Source organism: Fontibacter flavus, assembly GCF_042432905.1.
Classification (GTDB): Bacteria; Bacteroidota; Bacteroidia; order Cytophagales; family Cyclobacteriaceae; genus Fontibacter; species Fontibacter flavus.
The window spans coordinates 13,206-33,373 of record NZ_JBHLWI010000053.1 but is presented as its reverse complement, the minus strand read 5'-3'; the positions used below and the strand labels follow the sequence as shown (position 1 = coordinate 33,373).

The 20,168-nt window shown below is 39.9% G+C and carries 17 protein-coding genes; 5 read left to right on the top strand and 12 right to left on the bottom strand.

What is annotated here, in order from left to right:
• Nucleotide 1: 1 nt before the first annotated feature.
• The 3 genes from ACFFIP_RS17215 to ACFFIP_RS17205 are packed head-to-tail and all read right to left on the bottom strand — an operon-like array spanning nucleotide 2 to nucleotide 3,018.
• Entirely contained in the window at nucleotides 2-1,036 is a 1,035-nt protein-coding gene (locus ACFFIP_RS17215) for a phosphotransferase family protein (RefSeq protein ID WP_382388984.1), read from the bottom strand.
• Nucleotides 1,033-2,238, bottom strand: a complete 1,206-nt coding sequence (locus tag ACFFIP_RS17210; RefSeq protein WP_382388983.1) for an acyl-CoA dehydrogenase family protein — start codon at nucleotides 2,236-2,238, stop codon at nucleotides 1,033-1,035. Before ACFFIP_RS17210 ends, ACFFIP_RS17215 begins: the two co-directional genes overlap by 4 nt.
• A gap of 12 nt (nucleotides 2,239-2,250) precedes the next feature.
• Nucleotides 2,251-3,018 carry an SDR family NAD(P)-dependent oxidoreductase gene (locus ACFFIP_RS17205; protein ID WP_382388982.1) on the bottom strand — a complete coding sequence of 256 codons (768 nt, stop codon included), beginning with the start codon at nucleotides 3,016-3,018 and terminating at the stop codon, nucleotides 2,251-2,253.
• A gap of 144 nt (nucleotides 3,019-3,162) precedes the next feature.
• Here ACFFIP_RS17205 and ACFFIP_RS17200 point away from each other — a divergent pair, with 144 nt between their 5' ends.
• The gene (locus ACFFIP_RS17200) at nucleotides 3,163-4,131 is read left to right on the top strand and encodes a zinc-dependent alcohol dehydrogenase family protein (RefSeq protein WP_382388980.1); all 969 of its coding nucleotides are present in this window, start codon (nucleotides 3,163-3,165) and stop codon (nucleotides 4,129-4,131) included.
• Between the two features lie 415 nt (nucleotides 4,132-4,546).
• Here the strand turns inward: ACFFIP_RS17200 and ACFFIP_RS17195 are convergent, their stop codons facing one another.
• Complete coding sequence (locus ACFFIP_RS17195; RefSeq protein ID WP_382388979.1) at nucleotides 4,547-5,248, bottom strand: TetR/AcrR family transcriptional regulator; 702 nt, start codon at nucleotides 5,246-5,248, stop codon at nucleotides 4,547-4,549.
• Nucleotides 5,249-5,520: 272 nt separating this feature from the next.
• A complete protein-coding gene (gene tyrS, locus ACFFIP_RS17190; RefSeq protein ID WP_382388978.1) occupies nucleotides 5,521-6,813 on the bottom strand; it encodes a tyrosine--tRNA ligase in 1,293 nt (430 codons plus the stop codon).
• A gap of 155 nt (nucleotides 6,814-6,968) precedes the next feature.
• Here tyrS and ACFFIP_RS17185 point away from each other — a divergent pair, with 155 nt between their 5' ends.
• The 3 genes from ACFFIP_RS17185 to ACFFIP_RS17175 all read left to right on the top strand — a co-directional run bounded on the left by ACFFIP_RS17185 (nucleotide 6,969) and on the right by ACFFIP_RS17175 (nucleotide 11,955).
• Nucleotides 6,969-8,720, top strand: a complete 1,752-nt coding sequence (locus ACFFIP_RS17185; protein ID WP_382388977.1) for an ABC transporter ATP-binding protein — start codon at nucleotides 6,969-6,971, stop codon at nucleotides 8,718-8,720.
• A 191-nt stretch (nucleotides 8,721-8,911) separates the two neighbouring features.
• On the top strand, nucleotides 8,912-10,762 hold the full coding sequence (locus ACFFIP_RS17180; RefSeq protein WP_382388975.1) for a glutamate-cysteine ligase family protein: 1,851 nt from the start codon (nucleotides 8,912-8,914) through the stop codon (nucleotides 10,760-10,762).
• 5 nt (nucleotides 10,763-10,767) lie between these two features.
• Nucleotides 10,768-11,955, top strand: coding sequence for a succinylglutamate desuccinylase/aspartoacylase family protein (locus ACFFIP_RS17175; RefSeq protein ID WP_382388974.1), 1,188 nt, complete (start codon nucleotides 10,768-10,770; stop codon nucleotides 11,953-11,955).
• Nucleotides 11,956-12,046: 91 nt separating this feature from the next.
• Here the strand turns inward: ACFFIP_RS17175 and ACFFIP_RS17170 are convergent, their stop codons facing one another.
• The 7 genes from ACFFIP_RS17170 to ACFFIP_RS17140 all read right to left on the bottom strand — a co-directional run bounded on the left by ACFFIP_RS17170 (nucleotide 12,047) and on the right by ACFFIP_RS17140 (nucleotide 19,477).
• The gene (locus ACFFIP_RS17170) at nucleotides 12,047-13,825 is read right to left on the bottom strand and encodes an acyl-CoA dehydrogenase family protein (protein ID WP_382388972.1); all 1,779 of its coding nucleotides are present in this window, start codon (nucleotides 13,823-13,825) and stop codon (nucleotides 12,047-12,049) included.
• Nucleotides 13,826-13,960: 135 nt separating this feature from the next.
• Nucleotides 13,961-14,122 carry a hypothetical protein gene (locus ACFFIP_RS17165; RefSeq protein WP_382388970.1) on the bottom strand — a complete coding sequence of 54 codons (162 nt, stop codon included), beginning with the start codon at nucleotides 14,120-14,122 and terminating at the stop codon, nucleotides 13,961-13,963.
• A gap of 118 nt (nucleotides 14,123-14,240) precedes the next feature.
• On the bottom strand, nucleotides 14,241-14,798 hold the full coding sequence (locus tag ACFFIP_RS17160) for a DinB family protein (protein ID WP_382388969.1): 558 nt from the start codon (nucleotides 14,796-14,798) through the stop codon (nucleotides 14,241-14,243).
• Between the two features lie 85 nt (nucleotides 14,799-14,883).
• The gene (locus tag ACFFIP_RS17155) at nucleotides 14,884-16,131 is read right to left on the bottom strand and encodes a neutral/alkaline non-lysosomal ceramidase N-terminal domain-containing protein (protein WP_382388968.1); all 1,248 of its coding nucleotides are present in this window, start codon (nucleotides 16,129-16,131) and stop codon (nucleotides 14,884-14,886) included.
• 152 nt (nucleotides 16,132-16,283) lie between these two features.
• A complete protein-coding gene (gene mgrA / locus ACFFIP_RS17150; protein WP_382388967.1) occupies nucleotides 16,284-17,306 on the bottom strand; it encodes an L-glyceraldehyde 3-phosphate reductase in 1,023 nt (340 codons plus the stop codon).
• An 81-nt stretch (nucleotides 17,307-17,387) separates the two neighbouring features.
• Nucleotides 17,388-18,719 (bottom strand): YfcC family protein, encoded by a 1,332-nt coding sequence (locus ACFFIP_RS17145; protein WP_382388966.1) that lies wholly within the window; start codon nucleotides 18,717-18,719, stop codon nucleotides 17,388-17,390.
• Nucleotides 18,716-19,477, bottom strand: a complete 762-nt coding sequence (locus ACFFIP_RS17140) for a molecular chaperone DnaJ (protein ID WP_382388965.1) — start codon at nucleotides 19,475-19,477, stop codon at nucleotides 18,716-18,718. The genes ACFFIP_RS17145 and ACFFIP_RS17140 overlap by 4 nt, the downstream gene beginning before the upstream one ends.
• A gap of 218 nt (nucleotides 19,478-19,695) precedes the next feature.
• Here ACFFIP_RS17140 and ACFFIP_RS17135 point away from each other — a divergent pair, with 218 nt between their 5' ends.
• Entirely contained in the window at nucleotides 19,696-20,148 is a 453-nt protein-coding gene (locus ACFFIP_RS17135) for a DUF937 domain-containing protein (RefSeq protein ID WP_382388964.1), read from the top strand.
• Nucleotides 20,149-20,168 lie beyond the last annotated feature (20 nt).

Sequence of the window (20,168 nt, the reverse complement as noted above, 5' to 3'; positions counted from 1 at the left end):
TTCAAATTTTATGGGTTTGGATACTTTTAAAGGCTGTTTTACCACAGGCTTTGACCACATGGATCAATCCGGCAAATCTTGGATCCTGAGCAAAACCTAATGTATGTCTTTTATAAATCTGTTGGGCAATCACACCCACCTTAAAAACTCCGAAAACATAATAAAACAACATATTGGAAAGGTCCAACCTGCTGTTCTTTGAATAATAGTCTATCACTTCTTCCCGGCTAAAATTGCCTTTGGGGTAGGTAAGATTGAACATTTTCAAAATGTCCGGATCGCCTTCCTCTGCCCAATAGGCCAAGCTTGTACCCAAATCCATCAGAGGATCGCCTACCGTGGCCATTTCCCAGTCCAGTACAGCCTTGATTTCAGGATTATCCGGCCCGTCTAATACCAGATTATCGTACTTATAATCATTATGGATAAAGCCTATTTGTTCTCTTTGAGGTATGTTGGCTTTCAGCCAGTCTGATACAGCTGCCATTTCCTTTAGCTCATCGGTTTTGGCGTTAAAATACCGCTCTGACCAGCCTAAAACCTGTCTTGTTACATAACCTTCAGGTTTTCCCAACTCCAACAATCCAGAATCTTTCAGTTCAAGTTGATGCAAGGCCAAAAGACCATCCACCGTATTCCTGCTTAATTTAGCAAAGAAATCCGAACTTAGTTCCATCCCTTCCGGAATTTTGTTTCTCAGGATCAGACCATTGACTTTTTGCATAATGAAAAATGGGGCACCAATGATCGCATCTTCTTCACAGCAAAGAATGGGTTTGGGAATTTTCTCATATCCGGCTTTTTGAAGGGCCTGTAAGACGCTGAATTCCCTCACCATATCATGAGCCTTGTTGATTTTCAGACCTAAGGGTGGCCTTCTCAATACAAATTCACCCTCAGGTGAGCTGATCAGGTACGTTAGGTTAGAATACCCTCCCATGAATTGGGTAATGACTGTTGAATTTGGGTCAAGATTCAATTCAGATTCGAGATATGGAAAAATACCGTCTACACCTTTAGGAGCTTTGTTGATCATGAGGCAGCGTATTGTTTGAGGATTCTTTTGGCTAAAACTGTTTTATGGACTTCATCCGGCCCATCATAAATCCTGGCACCTCTTTCATGCCGGTAATAAAAAGAAAGAATGGTATCGTCTGTAATACCCAATGCACCATGAATCTGTATGGCCTTATCCAGTGTTTTCATAAGCACATCAGAAACAAAAAATTTAATGGTCGAAATATCCTCTTTTGCTGCTTTTGCGCCTTCCTGATCTATTTTTTCTGCAGTAGCCAAAACCATCAAGCGGGATGCTTTGACACTTGCCACGGATTCAGCAATCCAATTTTGAACACTTTGCTGAGCCGCTAATGGATTGCCTGGATCAAGTTCCCTGCTAAGTGCTCTTTTGCACATCAGTTCTATTGCCCTTTCACATATTCCGATCCAGCGCATGCAATGGTGAATTCTTCCAGGTCCAAGTCTTTCTTGGGCGAGAGCAAAACCCCAACCCTCCTGACCTATAAGGTTACTGGCTGGAACCCTGCAATCTGTAAACTTAACCTCTCCATGAGAAAAATAATCTTCACCGACATCGCCCATAATCGGAATATTCCTGACTAATTGGTAACCGGGATTATCTAATGGTACAAGGATCATACTGGCTCTTTGGTAAGGATTTGGATTTTCAGGATCAGTGACAGCCATGACAATCGTGAAGGCAGCACCATCAGCAGAGGAGGTAAACCATTTGTGTCCATTGATAATGTATTCATCTCCTACCTTTACAGCCGTAGTAGAAAGTTGTACCGGATTGCTACCCGCATGTTGAGGTTCGGTCATCGCGAAGCAACTTCTAATTTCACCTTGCTGTAGCGGTTTGAGATATTTGTCCTTAAGTTCTTTGCTGGCAAACTGATGCATCAATTCCATATTACCTATATCTGGAGCCTGACAGTTAAAAACATAATGTCCTAACGGACTTTTGCCCAAGACTTCTGAAATTCGACCAAATTCAGATAGACTAAGGCCCAGTCCTCCATCTTCTTTAGAAAGATGCGGAGCAAATAACCCCATCTCCTTTGCTTTACTTCGAAGGGCTTTAAGTTTAGGTAAGGCATTTTTAAATGAACCATAAATTGCATCTTGTTCAATAGGGAATAGATAATCCCTGACAAAGTTCTCATATTGCAAAAGCAATGCTTGTACGTTGGCCTTTCCTTGAAGATTTAATTCCATCAAACTTTAAATTTAAATTGTAAAACCACCATCAGCTTTCAGGACTTCACCTGTGGTATAAGAAGAAGCAGTGGAAGCCAAAAACAGCGCTGCGGCACCTATTTCTTCGCTAGTTCCGACCCGTTTGATGGGCAGATTTTTCATGAGATGGTTCATGATCTTGTCATTACTCCATAAAGCTTCAGAAAATTTAGTCTTGATCAGACCTGGGCAGATGGCATTTACCCTTATTTTATGATCCCCCCATTCTTTAGCAAAAACTTTTGTCATGGATATTAAAGCAGCTTTGGAAACAGAATAAATGCCTAATCCCTGTTCCGGTGAAATACCCCCAATTGAACTTATATTAATGACGGAGGCATTGGATGATGCCCTTAAATATGGAAAGCAAAGTTTCATCAGATGAAAAGGTGCTTTAACATTGACATCCATGATTTTATCATAAGCTTCGATACTGGTTTCATGAACAGGACCAAATACCGGATTGGTAGCGGCATTGTTGACCAGAACATCAATTTGACCATATAATTCGACTGTTTTTTTTACCAAGTCATCCAACTCATTCATATTGCCAACATTACAGGCTATACCGGTTACATCATAACCTCTCTGTCTTAACTTGCCTGCCATTTCATCCAATGCCTCCTGCTTACGGCTACTGATGACCACTTTTGCACCTGCTGCAGCAAAAATCTCCGCAATACTGTATCCAATTCCTTTACTAGCCCCAGTGATTAGGGCTACTTTGTTCATAAGTGAAAATAATGATGATAGATCCATTTGTTTAATCCTTGTTGAGTGTTGGTACAAGATAAAAAATTATAGGTAGCCTTCCTCTGTCTTGGATGAAAAATATTATGCATACCGAGTATTTTTTTTTACCTTCAAGGACTATTTATGATTTAAATGCAATCTTTAAAGTATATGAAACAAGTAGTTTTTTATGAAACCGGTTTACCGGAAGAAGTGCTAAAATTAGAAGAGGCACCTATGCCTCAGCCAAAACCTCATGAAATCTTGATCAGGGTCACGGCTAGAAATATCAACCCTTCAGATATCATGTTTATCAGAGGTATGTACGGCATTACGCCCAAATTACCAAGTAGCGCTGGTTTTGAAGCAGCAGGAATTGTGGAAAAGTCAGATGAAAAGAATAGTATTCCTGTTGGCACAAAGGTGATTTTTACAGCAATCGGTACTTGGAAAGAATATGTTTGTGTCCCAGCTCATTTGGTAATTCCAAGTCCTTCTGGAATGACAGATGAGGTAGCTTGTCAAGCTTTTGTCAATCCACTTACTGCCTATGGGATGTTGGAAAGCAGTGGTTTACAGGAAGGTGATTGGTTGTTGGTCACAGCAGGTGCTTCTGCTTATGGAAAGCAGGTAATCCAGATGGCCAAGCAGAAAGGAATCAAAGTTGCCTGTACAGTGAGAAGAGAAGAACAGAAATCCCTATTGACTCAATTGGGGGCAGATTTGGTGATCAATACAGATAAGGAAAAACTTCAAAAAGTAATCATGGAAAAAACCGGGGAAGGGGTAAATGTTGTATTTGATGCGGTTGGAGGAGTCCTAGGGGCAAGAGCTTTAGCCAGCTTAAAAGCGGGTGGTAAAATGATGGTTTTTGGATTGCTTAGTTTGGAAAATATCCCTTTGAATTCTGGTTTATTGATATTCAAAAATCTGAAAGTTGAAGGATTTTGGTTGACCACATGGATGAACAGTCTAAGCCCTGAAGCAACAGGCAAGGCATTCAAAACGGTTTTTGCTTATTTACTTTCCCAAAAAGTAAAGGTTGACGTGGAAGCTTCTTTTCCTATGGAGCAATTTAAAGAAGCTTTGGCTGCTTATGAAAAAGAGGGCCGTAATGGAAAAATTATCCTGATTTCCTGAATATTATCCTGAGTTTTTAACTCATAGGAAAACGTACAGTAAAGGAAATGACAGCTATTGAAGCACCATCATGATGCGCCACTGAGGGACAACTTGTCGCAGATATATATTTTTAACCACAACTTGTCCCGAATTCGGAATAGAAAATAGGAGAACACATAGTAATCCTAGGACCAACTGCCTGAATTAAAAAATAATGGCTTGGTGCCGCGCAGTTATGCTTTCTATGTCAATATTCCGATTTGGAGAAGTATCTCTTTTGCTACAAGAGAACCATCCCGCCTCAGGATAAAAGTTTCTATAATCTGTCATTGGTAGGAAGGGTGAATATTACAGTTGATACACGCTTATAAACAAAAAGTATGATTTCCGCATGGCGGTTGCGGCAAATTGCTACAACCGCCATGTGGAATCTTTAAAACAAAGAAGCCTGAACCACTTGTGGTTTTTGAGCTTGAATGGTTCCTTTCAACATGTCCTGCATCAATTTGATAAATCCTGGTTTCCAGTTGTCTAAGTGGATTTTGATTTCTTTTTCGTCAAACCCTACAGGTCCGGTTAACCTTTCATATCCGATGATCATCGCCCAAATCGTGTAAAAAGTAACTTCAGGCTGCAATTCAGGCCGAATACTGCCGTCTTTAACTCCATGGGATACCATTTGAATCCCTATTCTGCCACAATCATGTTGAATGTCCAATAATTTTTGAAAATGTTCGCTTTCCAATATCAAATGATGAATCTGATTTCTGGTCAACTCGTTGTTATACAATTGCATTATCCCCATAAAATTGAGGATAGCTTCGTTATACATACGATTGGCTTTTGTAAAAGTAATATACCCTGAGGCCAAATCCGTGAGCATTTGGAGCCCAGTTCTACCTTTTTGTTTGAAAATATCTCTGAAAACACCTTTGAGCTCATCAAAAGCCTTTTTGGTTACAGCCATGTATAGGTCCTCTTTGTTTTTAAAATAAAAATAAGTGAGCCCTTTACTTATATTTGCTGTTTTGGCTACCTCATCCATGGTAGTAGCCATATATCCCTTACTAGTAAAAAGCTTGATCGCTACATCAAGAATCAATTTACTTTTTTTCTCCCTTGCTGAACTTGCCATATTTTATGTTTGACTGTAGTTCAAATATATTAAACGTTGGTCAAAAATGCAGCAAAAATTTTTCGTTAAAAGGGTAAAATATTGACAGAAAGGCTATAAAAATGTTTTAGAAACTGGCCTAAACAGCCTTCATTTTAATTTAACACTGATAAAAGAATTGAAGACTTATTCCTACAAAAAGTAAAAGCTGCTCTATTCGAAATCTTTGACAACTAAAACCATTATAGGATTTCGTTAGTTAGAAGATTAATGAAGAGCAGCTTTTTGCTTGATTATTTTACTGAAATGATGAAATACTGTTTTTTCCCTTTTTGTATAAGCAAGTATTTACCTTGGAGTAAGGGGTAATTCACAGGTTCATTAGGATCATTGATTTTACCTCTATTGATAGATACACCACCACCCTGGATCATTTTACGAGCTTCACCTTTAGAGGCAAAAATAACACCATTTGATTTTTCGGATAACAGCTCCACGACATTGGCTGTTCCAGCAAATTCTTCTTTTGAAATTTCAGTCTGGGGAACACCCTCAAAAACCTGAAGGAATGTTCTTTCATTTAAGGTAGTCAGATCTTCTGTAGAAGATTTTCCAAACAGAATCTCAGAGGCTTTAATTGCCATTTCATATTCCTGTTCTCCATGTACCATAATCGTCACCTGTTTGGCAATTTCTTTTTGGAGAATTCTTAAATGGGGGGTTTCTGCATGTTCTTTTTCCAGTCCCTCAATGGTTTTCTGATCCAGTACAGTAAATATTCTGATGTATTTGGAAGCATCCTGATCGGAAACATTCAACCAAAATTGATAGAAAGCATATGGTGAAGTTTTTTCAGGGTCTAGCCAAACAGAACCGCTTTCGGTTTTTCCGAATTTGGAACCATCCGCCTTGGTAATCAAAGGAACAGTCAAGGCATAGGCTGAACCACCTTCCATTTTTCTGATCAGTTCAGTTCCCGTGACGATATTACCCCATTGATCAGAACCGCCCAATTGGATAGATACATTATGGTTTTTCCATAAATGATAGAAATCATATCCCTGAATCAATTGATAAGTAAATTCTGTGAATGACAATCCATTTCCTTCTTCCAGTCTCCTTTTCACAGAATCCTTGGCCATCATATAATTGACAGTGATATATTTACCCACATCCCTGATAAAATCCAGGAATGAAAAGGTGGACATCCAATCGTAATTATTGACCAATTCAGCCTTATTTTCAGATCCTTGACTAAAGTTCAAAAATCGGGATAATTGCTTTTTCAGGCATTCAACATTGTGATCAAGCGTTTCTTTGTCCAATAAGTTTCTTTCCGCTGATTTAAAACTTGGATCACCAATCATTCCAGTAGCACCACCTACTAAAGCATAGGGCTTATGTCCTGCTCTTTGGAAGTGCAATAAAGTCATCACACCCACCAAGTGACCTATATGCAATGAATCTGCAGTGGGATCGAAACCTAAATAAGCTGAAGCCATTCCTTTTTTAAGGTGTTCTTCAATTTCAGGTGTCATATCCTGAAGCATTCCTCTCCAGCGCAGTTCATCTATAAAATTCTCCATAAATACCTTTTGATTTTTTGCAAGGTGCAAATATAGGTTTTAGCATTAAGAGATTAAAAATATTGCTCACTTTTGCGGGGTATAAGTAATCATTTATCAGGAAATTCGAACTTTATTGTTCTTATGTTCTGTTATTAAAATTATTTTCCCAGACCATGTCAAAAACTAAGAATCCTGAAAACAGGGTAACCATGTCCCATGTTTTCAAAACCATTATTTGGCCAAGAAGAAGGCATTTATTTTTAGGCCTCTTTTTGATCATCATTTCCAGATTGTCAGGTTTGGTACTACCTGGAGCAAGTAAATACCTTATCGATGATGTCATACCTTCGAATGATATCAATATGCTCAAATGGCTGGTCATCATTGTAATAGGCGCTATAGCCATTCAATCCACTACATCCTATGCCCTGACACAGATACTAAGTGTGGAAGCCCAGCATTTGATCGCCAAACTCAGGGTTAAGGTGCAAAGACATATTATCCAATTACCCATCCGATATTTTGACAATACCAAAACAGGGGAGCTTGTTTCCAGAATCATGACTGATGTGGAAGGTGTAAGAAATCTGGTGGGTACGGGATTTGCCCAAATGGTAGGTGGAATTTTGACCGCCGTAATTTCATTGGCTTTATTGATTTATATCAGTCCCTTGATGACAGTATACGTCCTTGTTCCAGTAATCATCTTTGGATTGATCTCTTTGAAGGCATTTGGAAAAATTAGGCCAATTTTCAGGGAAAGGGGCAAGATCAATGCAGAAGTAACGGGAAGATTGACAGAGACGCTTGGTGGCATTAGGGTAATAAAAGGTTTTAATGCGGAAGAACAGGAGATCAAGACTTTTGAAAATGGGGTTGATAGGTTGTTTTTGAACGTCAAAGCAAGCTTGACGGCAACAAGTTTTGTGACCTCTTCGGCTACTTTCTTGTTAGGTTTGGCCTCTGCAGGTATTATGGGGATCGGTGGTTATATGATCATGGAAAGTCAGATGACCTTTGGGGATTTTCTGGCATTTACCTTGTATTTGGGCTTCATGATTGCACCAATCGTGCAGATGAGCAATATTGGAAGTCAGTTTACAGAAGCTTTTGCAGGATTGGATAGGACAGAGGAAATCATGAATATGCCCTTGGAAAGTGATGTCAAATCAAGAACCCTGACTTTGCCCAATATAAAAGGAAATATAGCTTTTCAGGATGTTTCCTTTGCTTATGAAGAAGGAAAAGAAGTCTTGAAAGGCATCAGTTTTCACGCCCCAGAAGGGTCAGTTACTGCTTTGGTAGGAACTTCTGGCTCAGGGAAGACCACCATTGCTGGATTGGCTGCTTCATTTTTAAATCCTGATTCGGGAATCATCACAGTTGACGGGGTGAATATGCAACAGATTACCCTGGATAGTTTAAGATCACAATTGGGAGTTGTCTTACAAGATGACTTTTTGTTTGAGGGTACCATAAGAGAAAACATTCTTTTTCCAAGACCTGATGCTTCAGAAGAGAGACTGATGAAAGCAGTAAGGGCAGCTCATGTTCAGGAATTTACAGATCGCTTTGAAGATGGGCTGGATACCGTGATAGGAGAAAGAGGCGTGAAATTATCCGGTGGACAAAGGCAGCGTATAGCCATAGCCCGTGCTATTTTAGCAGATCCAAGAATCTTGATCTTGGATGAAGCGACTTCCAATTTGGATACAGAAAGTGAAGCTTTGATTCAGGCAAGTTTAAAAGAATTGATGAAAGGCAGGACTACTTTTGTCATTGCCCATAGATTGAGCACCATCAGACAGGCAGATCAGATTTTGGTTATTGAGCAAGGAGAGATTGTAGAGCAGGGAAGACATGAAGAGTTGATTGAAAAACAGGGCAGGTATTATCAGTTGTACATGTATCAGGCGAGGATTTAAATGTAGAGTGATGAATTTAGAATTAGAAATTAGGAATTAAGAATGAAACTGTTCTGATGTTGGAAGTCTATGACTAATTCAGAACCAGAGTTTTTAAACCGGTAATAATTAGATTGATTGATGACACCCGTCATATTTTAATGGATTGATTATCACTATTTTCCCATATCAAAACTTTTAAAAGGATTGTTATGGGGTGTATTCAAGTCAAAAAACTTTCAGGAAAAAAGGAAAGGGCTAATTATTTCCATCATTTAAACAGGGATCTCGAGGCTTTGGATATAATGGTATCCGAGAACTTGATTGAAAGATCACCAACAAGGATAGGAGCAGAGCAGGAATTCTTTATTGTAAAAGATGATTTTTTACCTAATAACAATGCGCTTGAACTTTTAAATAAAATCAATGACCCTCATTTCACTACAGAAATTGGCAATTTTAACCTGGAAATCAATCTTGATCCTTTGGAATTGAAAGGGGATTGTTTTTCCCAAATGCAGACCCAATTGAACGGTCTTCTTCAAAAAGCCCAGCAAGTGGCGCAAGAGAATAGCTCAAAAATCATTATAACCGGTATTTTGCCCACCTTAAACCATGCCCATATTACCATGGAAAATATGACAAATGTTCCAAGGTATTATGTCTTAAATGAGGCTGCAAAAGAATACAGGGGACAGGATTTCAGTTTTCATATCAAAGGTGTGGATGAACTTAACCTACTCCATGATTCGGTAATGTTGGAAAGCTGTAATACCAGCTGGCAAATGCATCTGCAGGTTGATCCTGATGAATTTATGGATATGTTCAATTGGGCTCAGGCGATATCTGGTCCAGTCTTAGCGGTATGTTGTAATTCTCCTTTGCTTTTTGGAAAGGAGTTGTGGAGTGAAACCAGGATAGCCCTTTTCACACAAAGTGTGGACATACGAACCAATTCCTATTTATTGAATGAAAGTCAACCGAGAGTTGGCTTTGAAGATCATTGGCAAACAGGCAGTATTTCAGAAATTTTTAAAGACAATGTGTCAAGGTTTAGGAGTTTACTGACTTCTGATTTTGATCAGGATAGTGTTGCGATGTTAAAGGATGGTGTTATTCCAAAATTAAGAGCTTTATGTCTACATAACGGTACAGTTTACAGATGGAATCGTGCATGCTATGGGGTAGGTAGTGGAAAACCACATTTGAGGATTGAAAACCGATATGTCCCCGCCGGGCCAACGGTAATTGACCAAATTGCCAATATGGCTTTTTGGGTTGGATTGATGAAGGGAAGAAAGGAAGAGTATCATGATATCCATCAAAAAATGGACTTTAAAGATATCAAAGCAAATTTTTTCAAAGCTGCCCGATATGGCCTGGCTACCCAGTTTGTTTGGGATAATAAGCTGATATCAAGTCAAGAGTTGATCTTGGGTATCCTTATCCCTATGGCAAGAATCGGCCTGAATAGGTTGAATATTCCAGCGGAGGAAATAGACCGGTATATATCGATTATTGAAAATAGAATGAAAGGCAAGACAGGAGCTGATTGGATAATAGGAAGTTATCGTAATCTTTTGAAGAGCAAGAAGAAAAATGAAGCCCATCAGGTGTTAACAGCCCATTTATTCCTCAATCAGGAGAAAGGAAAACCTGTAGGAGAGTGGGACTTACTTGAACCCGATGCGATGACCACCTTCGGTATCACAAAGCGGGTGATGCATGTGATGAATACAGACATTTTTTCTGTGGAAGAAAATGACTCCGTAGAACTTGTAGTTCAGATGATGCAATGGAAAAATATCCACCACATACCGGTTATCAGAGGTGATAAGGAGCTCGTTGGCTTATTATCTTGGTCAGATGTAGAAAGGTTTTTCAAAATTCCGGACGAGGTCCAAATATGTGTGGGGAGAATTATGAAGATGGAACTGATCACAATTACCCAGGATAAAACAGTGGATGAAGCGAGACAATTAATGGCAGAACATCAGATCAGTTCTTTGCCAGTGGTTAAGGGAAATAAGTTGGTGGGGATTGTCACGACAAAAGATATTTAAAAGTCATGATCGATATTGCTTCAGATTTTAATGGTGAAGTTTTGAGAAACAGGGTTATCGCAAAAGTCAAGGGAAAGCAAAATGGTTCCACTGTATTGTTTTTTGCAGGAATACATGGAAATGAAAATGCTGGAATTACCGCGTTAGAAAAGACCTTGCCAATGTTGGAAAGTAATCAACTCTCCGGTACAGTGTACGGGATCATTGGAAATCTGAAAGCTCTCCAAAAAAATAAAAGGTATGTAGATGAAGACCTGAACCGGATATGGACGAAAGAAAGGATTGGGCAATTGGAGAGAAAGCCCACATTGCTCGATGAAGAAAAGGAAATGCAGGATTTATTGAACCTCATTCAACAAATCCTGAAAGATTGTAATGGGCCTGTTTATTTCATCGATTTCCACACTACTTCCAGCAAATCCTATCCATTTATTACCATTAATGATGCCCTGATCAATAGGAAGTTTGCCATGCAATTTCCTGTTCCCATCGTTCTTGGAATAGAGGAATACCTGGATGGGCCTATGCTCAGCTACATCAATCAAAAGGGGTATGTAGCTATTGGTTTTGAAGCCGGACAGCATCAGGATGAAAGGTCAGTAAGTCATACCGAGGCTTTTATTTATCTGACATTGAATTTCACCGGCAGTATTAAAAAGAGAAACTTTCCGAACCTTGTTCAGAATTATGATGAACTGAACCAAAGTTCAGGAGCATTGCATAAGGTTTTTGAAATCGTTTATCTCCATAAGATCGGTCAATGGGACAGATTCAAAATGCATGTGGGTTTTGAGAGTTTCCAGGTAATCCGTAAAGGAATGGACCTGGCCATCCACAATGATCAAATAGTTAAATCACCCTACAGCGGGCGCATTTTTATGCCTTTATACCAAAGTCAGGGGAGTGATGGATTCTTTATCATCCACAGGATTCCTTACTTTGCCCTGAAGCTTTCAGCTTTTTTGAGAAAATTGAAAATCGATAGCCTGCTGACTTTTCTTCCCGGAGTGAGTTGGGATGAGAAGGATAAAATGGTCCTAAAAGTCAACCTTAAAACAGCCATATTTCAGGCCAAACCCTTTTTCCATTTATTGGGATACAGGGTCAGGCTGCAGGAAGGGGACTTTTTGATAATGTCCAACCGGGAGAGGGTGGCCAAGAAAAAAATGTACCGAAAAGAGAAGTGGTATTGATTTTAGGAATGGTCATTGTAAGATAAATATGACAAATCTTAATTGCTTAAAATTTTTCAAAAGGTATTTAAACCTGTTTTTTCAAGTGTATTTAAAACCAATCTTCCTGCATTTCCAAAGTAGGCATATCAGTGGAAAGTAAACGCTTCCCTAAAGCATCCATTTTTACAAGTTCGTACTCGAAGAAATACCTAAGGCACATGATTTTTCCTTGGTAAAATTCCTGTTCTGAAGAGCCTTTTTCCAGTTGTTCCTGTGCAGTCATTCCCTGTTTCAGCCATTGCCATGCAATAGTCAAAATACCGATATACTCCAAATACAATGTGGCATCGGCCAAAAATGCATCTGTCTTATCAGCTGCCTTTGACAGCAGGTGCAGGGTAGTTTGTTGGGCTTTGCCCATATATTTTTCAAGCTTCTCTGCGAAACCTGATAGCCCGCTTAATTCCTTGGCATGAAAGATCGTGGTCGCTATTTCCCTTCCATACAATTGAAGTGCCTTGCCTTCTTTTATCGGTACTTTTCTGCCCAACAAATCCAGCCCATGGATTCCGGTCGTTCCTTCATGAATGGGGTGAATCCTTGCCTCTCTGTAGTACTGCTCCACTGGGAAATCGGTCGTGTAACCGGCACCGCCCAGCACCTGTACCGCTGCAGAAGTTGTCAGGCAACACATTTCTGAAGGGTAAGACTTGGCTATAGGGGTCAGGAAATCGAGTAGGAGCGAGGCTTCTTCTTTTTCCAGTCCTTCTGCGGCATGGGCGATATCACCTAATTTGCTGCAGTAAAGAAGCAGGGAAAGGGATCCTTCAATAATTGATTTTTGGAAAAGCAACAAGCGCTTCACATCCGCATGCTGGATGATGGGAATCTGGGGTTTTGAGGGGTCTTTTTCTCCTATTTTTCTTCCCTGTGGTCTTTCTTTGGCATAAGATAGAGAAGAGTAGTAAGCGGCAGTTCCAATGGCAGCTGCATTCATCCCAACACCTACGCGCGCTTCATTCATCATTTGGAACATATAGGAAAGTCCTTTGTGTGGCTCACCCACCAAAAATCCTTCACAACCATCATTGGATCCGATCATCAAATGTGCAATAGGCGCACCTTTGTATCCCATTTTATGGTAAATACCCTCTGTCAAAACATCATTGGACTCACCGAAAGGCACTTTTTTTTGGGGGACTACAAAGAGTGAAATGCCTTTGACACCTGCAGGAGCATCTTTGATTCTTGCCAACATGAGGTGGATGACATTTTCGCAGGCATCATGGTCACCACAGGAAATGTATATTTTTTGGCCCTGTATCTTATAGACACCTTCTTTTTCTGTTGGATAGGCGGTGGTGCTGATATCAGATAAAGAGGATCCTGCATCCGGTTCTGTCAAGGCCATGGTTCCCTGCCATTTTCCGCTATACATGTTTGGAGTAAATTTTTCGATCAATTCCTGACTACCAAAAGTAAGGATCAGGTTGGCCGCACCGGTGGTCAAAAAAGGATAGACCGAAGCGGAATAATTAGCTGCCTGAAAGATGAATCCTGCGGCCATATGCAGGGTATTGGGGAGTTGCTGTCCTCCTTGATCATAAGGAAAGGTGGCGTTGATCCAGCCATTTTCTCCAAATTGACGGATGATGGCTTTCATTCCCTCATGCACCTTGATCTTTCCATTGACCAATTTTGGCTCATTCCTATCCATTTCTGTCAATAAGGGTCTGAGGTAGTTTTCAGCTATTTGCTCAGCCGCTTCCAATACCAAGTGAAAGATTTCCTTGGTATGGTCATGGAAATAGGCATGCCGGGTAAGTTCCATGACCCTGAGATTTTCAAATAACTGAAATTGCAGGTCCCTTTTCGAATAGAAAGTCATAGCTGATCTTTGGTTTTAATGATGGAATATACTCTTAACGTCTCAATTAGTATAAAAGCCTGATCATTTTGCAGGGTTTTGAGAATATAATACATCATTTGAACAGGGTTTAATATAGCAATCTGATTAAACACCCTATTGCTTCTCGATATATTTTTCCATTTTCGCCCCATCATTATATCCCTTTTTAAAAGCTTCAACAGTTTGATCCCAATTTAATATGGTATCAAGAAGAAAAATGGAAAAAATCCCAAGGAAAAAGAAACCTACATCTCTTTTGGTGATTTTGATTTTCATGACTAACTGGTTTTAAAATTGAACAAAAGATATCAAAGAATTTACTTACCGAAATAAACAAAAAAACTCCTAAGTTCCAAGTTTCAATTAGCTATTAACCAGACATTTTAGCCTCTTCTCAAGTTGATGGCTTAATTTTTTCAAGAACATTTTTTGCCTGTTCAAGATGCCGTTTTTCATGGGCAATGATTATATCCAAAGCCTGGGGAAGGGAATATACGATCAGTTTATTGGCAGGAGAATGGATGATGGCCTCTTTTTCAATGTAAGGTCCTAGTTCTTTGATCCAGTTTTTTAAATCTTCCTGATGCGCCAAAAAATTCTTTATGATATCCGCTTCACCCTCTTTAATCTTTGGTTCCCATAATGGGAATGTGCGGATTTTCTTTTTCCCTCCATCGGAAACAGACTGATAAATCATATTTCCAAATAGTTTTGTGAAAAAACTGAATTTACCTATAAATGCGCCTACAAAAGTATTGTCAATCAATTGCTTGAAAATGGGAAAATAACTGCTGTTTACCGTGATCAGGTGTTCCAGAATTTCTGCGATGCTCCAGGATTTGCTATCGGGTTTTAAGAAAAGTATCTCCTTATCAAGGTTGCCAAAAGAATCCCTGATATCCCCGCTCAGTTTATCGAGTTCATTGATCCATTGCTTCGGTTTGATATCCATGGGCTGTAATTTTTGCTGAATTTCCGAAAAACTTCCATCATTTTATCCATGGAGCGGGGGATTTTTGCCAGCTTAAGGCTAATGTTTATTTTGCTAAAGCTAAATCTTCCAAGGTTTTCATGATTTGTTGTCCAGTGAATTTCCCTAAAGACATCCTGGTCAAATAAGGAGCATGCGGTAAACTTTGATCTTCAAAATATTCGGGTTTGACAATATAGCCCAAGGCATCCTGTCCAAGCCCCAGAACAAATTGTGGACCTTCCGGCATCAAAGCCTTGGTCTGAAGCCCAAAAATCGGAGCTGTTTCGCCCGGATGGGTAGCAAAATTGGCCTCTCCAATAGAAAACCAAACCACTTCTGTTTCAACTACATCTGAAATGGCTCTTTGAATAATCCCCCCAGCAGCCAACTGTTGCCAAGCTTCATTTTCTACAGGTAAATCAATCTTCTTACTCCGAAAAGACAAGGAGGCCGACTGTAGGTTTTTCCCTTCTTTCAATGCAGAAACCGCTGCATTGGCCAAGCCCGATCCCCTTCGTAGAACTTCCGAATATGGAACACCTTTATCCATAGGTTGAATCCATCCACCAATAGCCCCTTGTAGAAAGAGGTGTTCTCCACCCATCTGCTTTTCCATTTCTTGGTAAAATCCCGCTACATAATCCGCAGAAACCTCATTATATACGGCATCCAGGTAGGTAGGATGGCAGGCAAAATTCGTCAAAGAAAGGATGTTTTGACCTTTATCATTGAGAAACTGCAGCACGGTAACAGATCGGTCAATTTCTTCCTCACAGATATTGGCTACCCAATTATGCCCATATTCAGTACTTCCATATTTAGCATTGGCTTTTTCCAGTTTGGAGGCTGCAATTTGGATTTGTTCAGTCGTGGTTTTTATCAAAAAATCCATATAATCCGGATCCACGCCAGATTGGGTGTAATCTTCTCCCCATAATCCGACTACATCCGGTCCAGAATGGGTATGGGTGGAGCTGATGACGATTTTTTCGGGAGAAAAGGGGATGCCCAAGTCCATTGTGCCAACTTTTCCCCTGATTTTCAACAGGTCCTGATAGAGCAAGCCGATACAGTCAACGGTTACCAAGGCAAAACTTTCGTTGCCGTCATAAAAGACGGCAGCTTTCACGTACAAATTGTCCAAAACCCCTGAAAACCTTCGATTTTGTTTGTCCCCTGCGATAAAAGCGCCTATTGGGGGATTTATAACCGCTTTTGATACCCCCACTTGAAGATTTTGAGCTTCCTGTTCTTTTTGACCACAAGAAACAAGTACAAGAAAAAGAATAATGGAGAAAAGGTAGCCTTTCATTTGGCGGGATAGAATTGAATTAGGTGATTTATTTGAATCAGTAAAGTAGAGCTGTCAGGATACTTAAGCATCCTGAAGGCTCTACTCTATTGGTTAAATTTGATTTTCACAGAAAAAAGACATTTTGTCTTTTTTCTGTGGTTTCAATAAGGTCACTTTTTACTCAGGATGTCTTCAATGGCATCTAGTTCTTCTTTTGTAAAGCGGATATTGTCCAAGGCTTTTACATTATCAGCTAGTTGCTCAGCTTTGCTTACCCCGACCAGTACGGTGGTCACCCTTTCATCTTTCAATAACCAGGCAATGGCCATCTGAGCCAAGCTTTGTCCCCTTTTTTTGGCGATGTCGTTCAAGGCTTTTACTTTGGTGATAACCACATCTGAAATCTGTTCCTTTTTCAGATAGCGACCATCTTTTGCTACCCTGCTGTCTTCAGGAATGCCCTTGAGGTATTTGTCTGTCAGAACACCCTGTTCAAGTGGCGAAAAGGCAATGGAGCCAATGCCCTCATCTCCCAAGACATCCAATAAGCCATTTTCCACCCAGCGGTCAAACATGCTATAGCGGGGTTGATGGATTAATAAAGGAGTTCCCATTTCTTTGAGAATTTGGGAAGCTCTTAGGGTATCTTCTGCAGAATACTGGGAAATGCCCACGTAAAGGGCTTTACCGGAACGAACAATCTGGTCCAAAGCGCCCATAGTTTCTTCCAAAGGTGTATCTGGATCGGGTCTGTGAGAATAGAAAATATCCACATAATCAAGCCCCATTCTTTTCAGACTTTGGTCCAAAGAGGCGATGAGGTATTTCCTCGAACCAAGATTCCCATATGGTCCAGGCCACATATCCCAACCTGCTTTGGTGGAAATAATCAGTTCATCTCGATAAGGTCGGAAATCCTTATCCAGGATCCTACCAAAGGTTTCCTCTGCGGAACCATATGGAGGCCCATAGTTATTGGCAAGGTCAAAGTGGGTAATGCCATGATCAAAAGCTTGTCTGATAATACTTCTGGCATTTTTGAAATCAGCATTGTGACCGAAATTATGCCAAAGACCTAACGAAATCTGAGGAAGGAGTATGCCACTTCGGCCACATCTGCGGAATGGCATATGGTCATAGCGGGCTTCATTGGCAACATAAGTGAGTAAAGGTTGGTGATCGTTGATTCGCATAGGTTATTTAGGTTGGTCTATATTAAAGTTTGAATTTAAACAATGATTCAAGAAGAATAAACCATTTCAAAAACTTCTTTCTTAAAGTAGAAAAATTCCTCCTACTACTGATACCGCAGCAATAGTAAATACTACCAAAATAGGTTTCCAAGCATATTGTATCCAATCCTTGTAAGAAATTCCTGCTGCAGCCAGAATAGCCATCAGGCCCCCATTACTTGGAGTGACCATATCCATAATGCCTGCACCATACTGATAAGCTAAAACCACCACTTGCCTTGACATGCCAATCAGGTCTGCCAAAGGTGTCAACAAGGGCATGGTTAGTACGGCCTGACCCGAAGTGCTGGGAACAGGTATATGTAGAATGGCCTGGGCGATCATCATCCCAAAAGCAGAAAGTCCCAAAGGCAATCCTTCCAAAGGATTAAAAAGGGCATAAATGATGGTGTCAATAATCTGTCCGTTCTGTAGGACCAAGTAAATGCTTCTGGCCAAACCGACGATAATCCCGGCAAAAATCAGTTCTGCAAAGCCTTCTGAATAAGCTTTGGCCGTACCATTTACACCCAATTTCCCGATAATTCCTGCTGCCAAACCCATGGCAAAAAAGATAGCTGACATTTCGTTGTAGTCCCAGTCCCAGTTGCTCAGGCCATAAATCATGACCCCAAAAGTAAGAGCTACCAAAACTAAGATCAGGGAATGTGATTTAGACATTTTATCAGGCACTTCCTCTGATGGATTAGCCTGATGATTGGGGTCTTTTCCTGTACGGATGACATAGACGATCCAAAAGCCTAAGGCCATCACCAAAAAAATCATCCTGTATAGTCCTGCTGAAAATAAAGGTACCTCTGCAAAGTTCTGAGCAATCAACACCGAAAAAGGATTAGAAGGCCCAAAGGCTCCACCTATTAAGGCACAACCCAAAGAGATGGCCACGCCGGCAATAGGTGTATAGCCCACTTTTCGGCTCAGGATCATCAGTACAGGCACCATCGCGATGATTTCTTCCTGAAGGCCGTTCAAAGCTCCAGCAGTGGCGAATAGAATTCCGACCAAGGCGAGCAAGTAGGCCTTTGCATTTTTGAATCTATGGATCAAACTTTCTAGGCCTGATTGAAAAGCTCCGGTTTTGTCCACTACATAAAAGGCCCCTCCAATAATCAGGATCAACACCACAACTTCTGCGCCTTCTATAATTCCTTCCGGTACGCTGAGAAACATTTTCCCCAAACCCACCGGTTGATTTTCCATTACTTTATAACTTCCTTCTACCACTACTTCACGACCTGTGGCCTCATCCAGGACCCGATCGAAAGAACCCGTAGGGATCAAGTAAGTACACAATGTCGCCAATGCTACAAAAGATAGCATAATGATCATGGGGTGAGGAAAGGAGAATTTCATTGGCTATGAAGTTGTTTCATTTTTTCAAATAACAAAGACATGTGACGTGGGCTTGGCTGATGATCACAGATTTCTTCACTTTGAATGAAGCCATGGCCTTGACAGGTTTTACAGTCAGAAAATTCGGTCAAATTACCATCACAGGTTGGGCATGTATGCTTTCCTTCACCGTTACATTTATCACATTCATAGTATTCTATGATATTAAAAACATTCCTTTTGGTCAGAAGACCTTTTCCAAAACACTTGTTGCAACCCACAATTCCCCTTCCCTTACATAGGCTACAGGTTTGATTGATTTGTTTTTTCCCTTCACAGGTAGGGCAGGTATGTATCCTATAGCCTTGATTACTACAAAAATTACAGGCCAAAATAGCTCTTATAGGTTCTTCAAGTTTTTGTTCCAGTTCTTTGGCCTCATCATACTTTTCTGCATTTCTGCCATTAATCTGAAGGTACCTTTTGATAAAGTTTAGACTATTATCATATTGCTTTAGTTCATATAAAGTCACAGCAAAGAAATAAGGCATTTCTGGTGAAATAGGAAGGCCGCTTTCAATAATCTGCCTGAAAAAGGTGTTGGCTTTTTCATAATCGCCATTTTCCATTTCAGCAAGAGCATTTGAATATAAACGTGAACCACCACCTAATGCAGGCCTGACCTGTGCCGAACTTTCTGTAATGGTCAACAGAAAAATCAGAAAAGCAAATATTAAAGCAGGCCGGAATTTAATTTTGAGATTATTTAGGATATTCAAGGTTAAGATGTCTTTTATTAAAGAGCAAAGTAAGGATGATATCATTAATTTACAAAAAATAGAAGTGGAAGGAAAACTGTATGTACGAGTCAAATAATTAACAAAAAAGTTCTTAATATATATTTAATTCTGTACCTTATAGGAGTCAAAGTGATCGTATAAAAAAATACAGTGATCTTTCTTAAAACTGGTATTAATAACCAAAAACCCTCAAAGATATGATACAAGAAATCTTGAGTAAACTTTCACCTGAATTAATTAATGGATTGACCAATCAAATTGGCTTGGATTCCACTCAAGCAAAAAACGCTTTAGATACTACTAAAGATAGTCTAATGGGATCTTTGGGAAAAGAGATTGCAGGGGGAAATTTTGACGGAATTTTGAATATGCTTAATGAAGGAAGCAGTGCTTCAAATACACCCATGTTCCAAAAAATAATCGGTTCACTTTCTTCCAGCTACATGTCAAAACTAGGTCTTTCAGCCGACAAGGCATCAATGATCAGTTCCTTCATTCTCCCCAAAATCATTTCAGCTATCAGTAATAGTAAAAGTGGAAACTTCAACCAAACTGATCTGATTGGTATGTTAGGAAAAAACCTTGGTGATTCCTTAGGTGAAAAAGCAGGGAATCTTCTCAAAGGTGGATTAGGAAACTTATTTAAATAACACAATACAACTTAAATTTT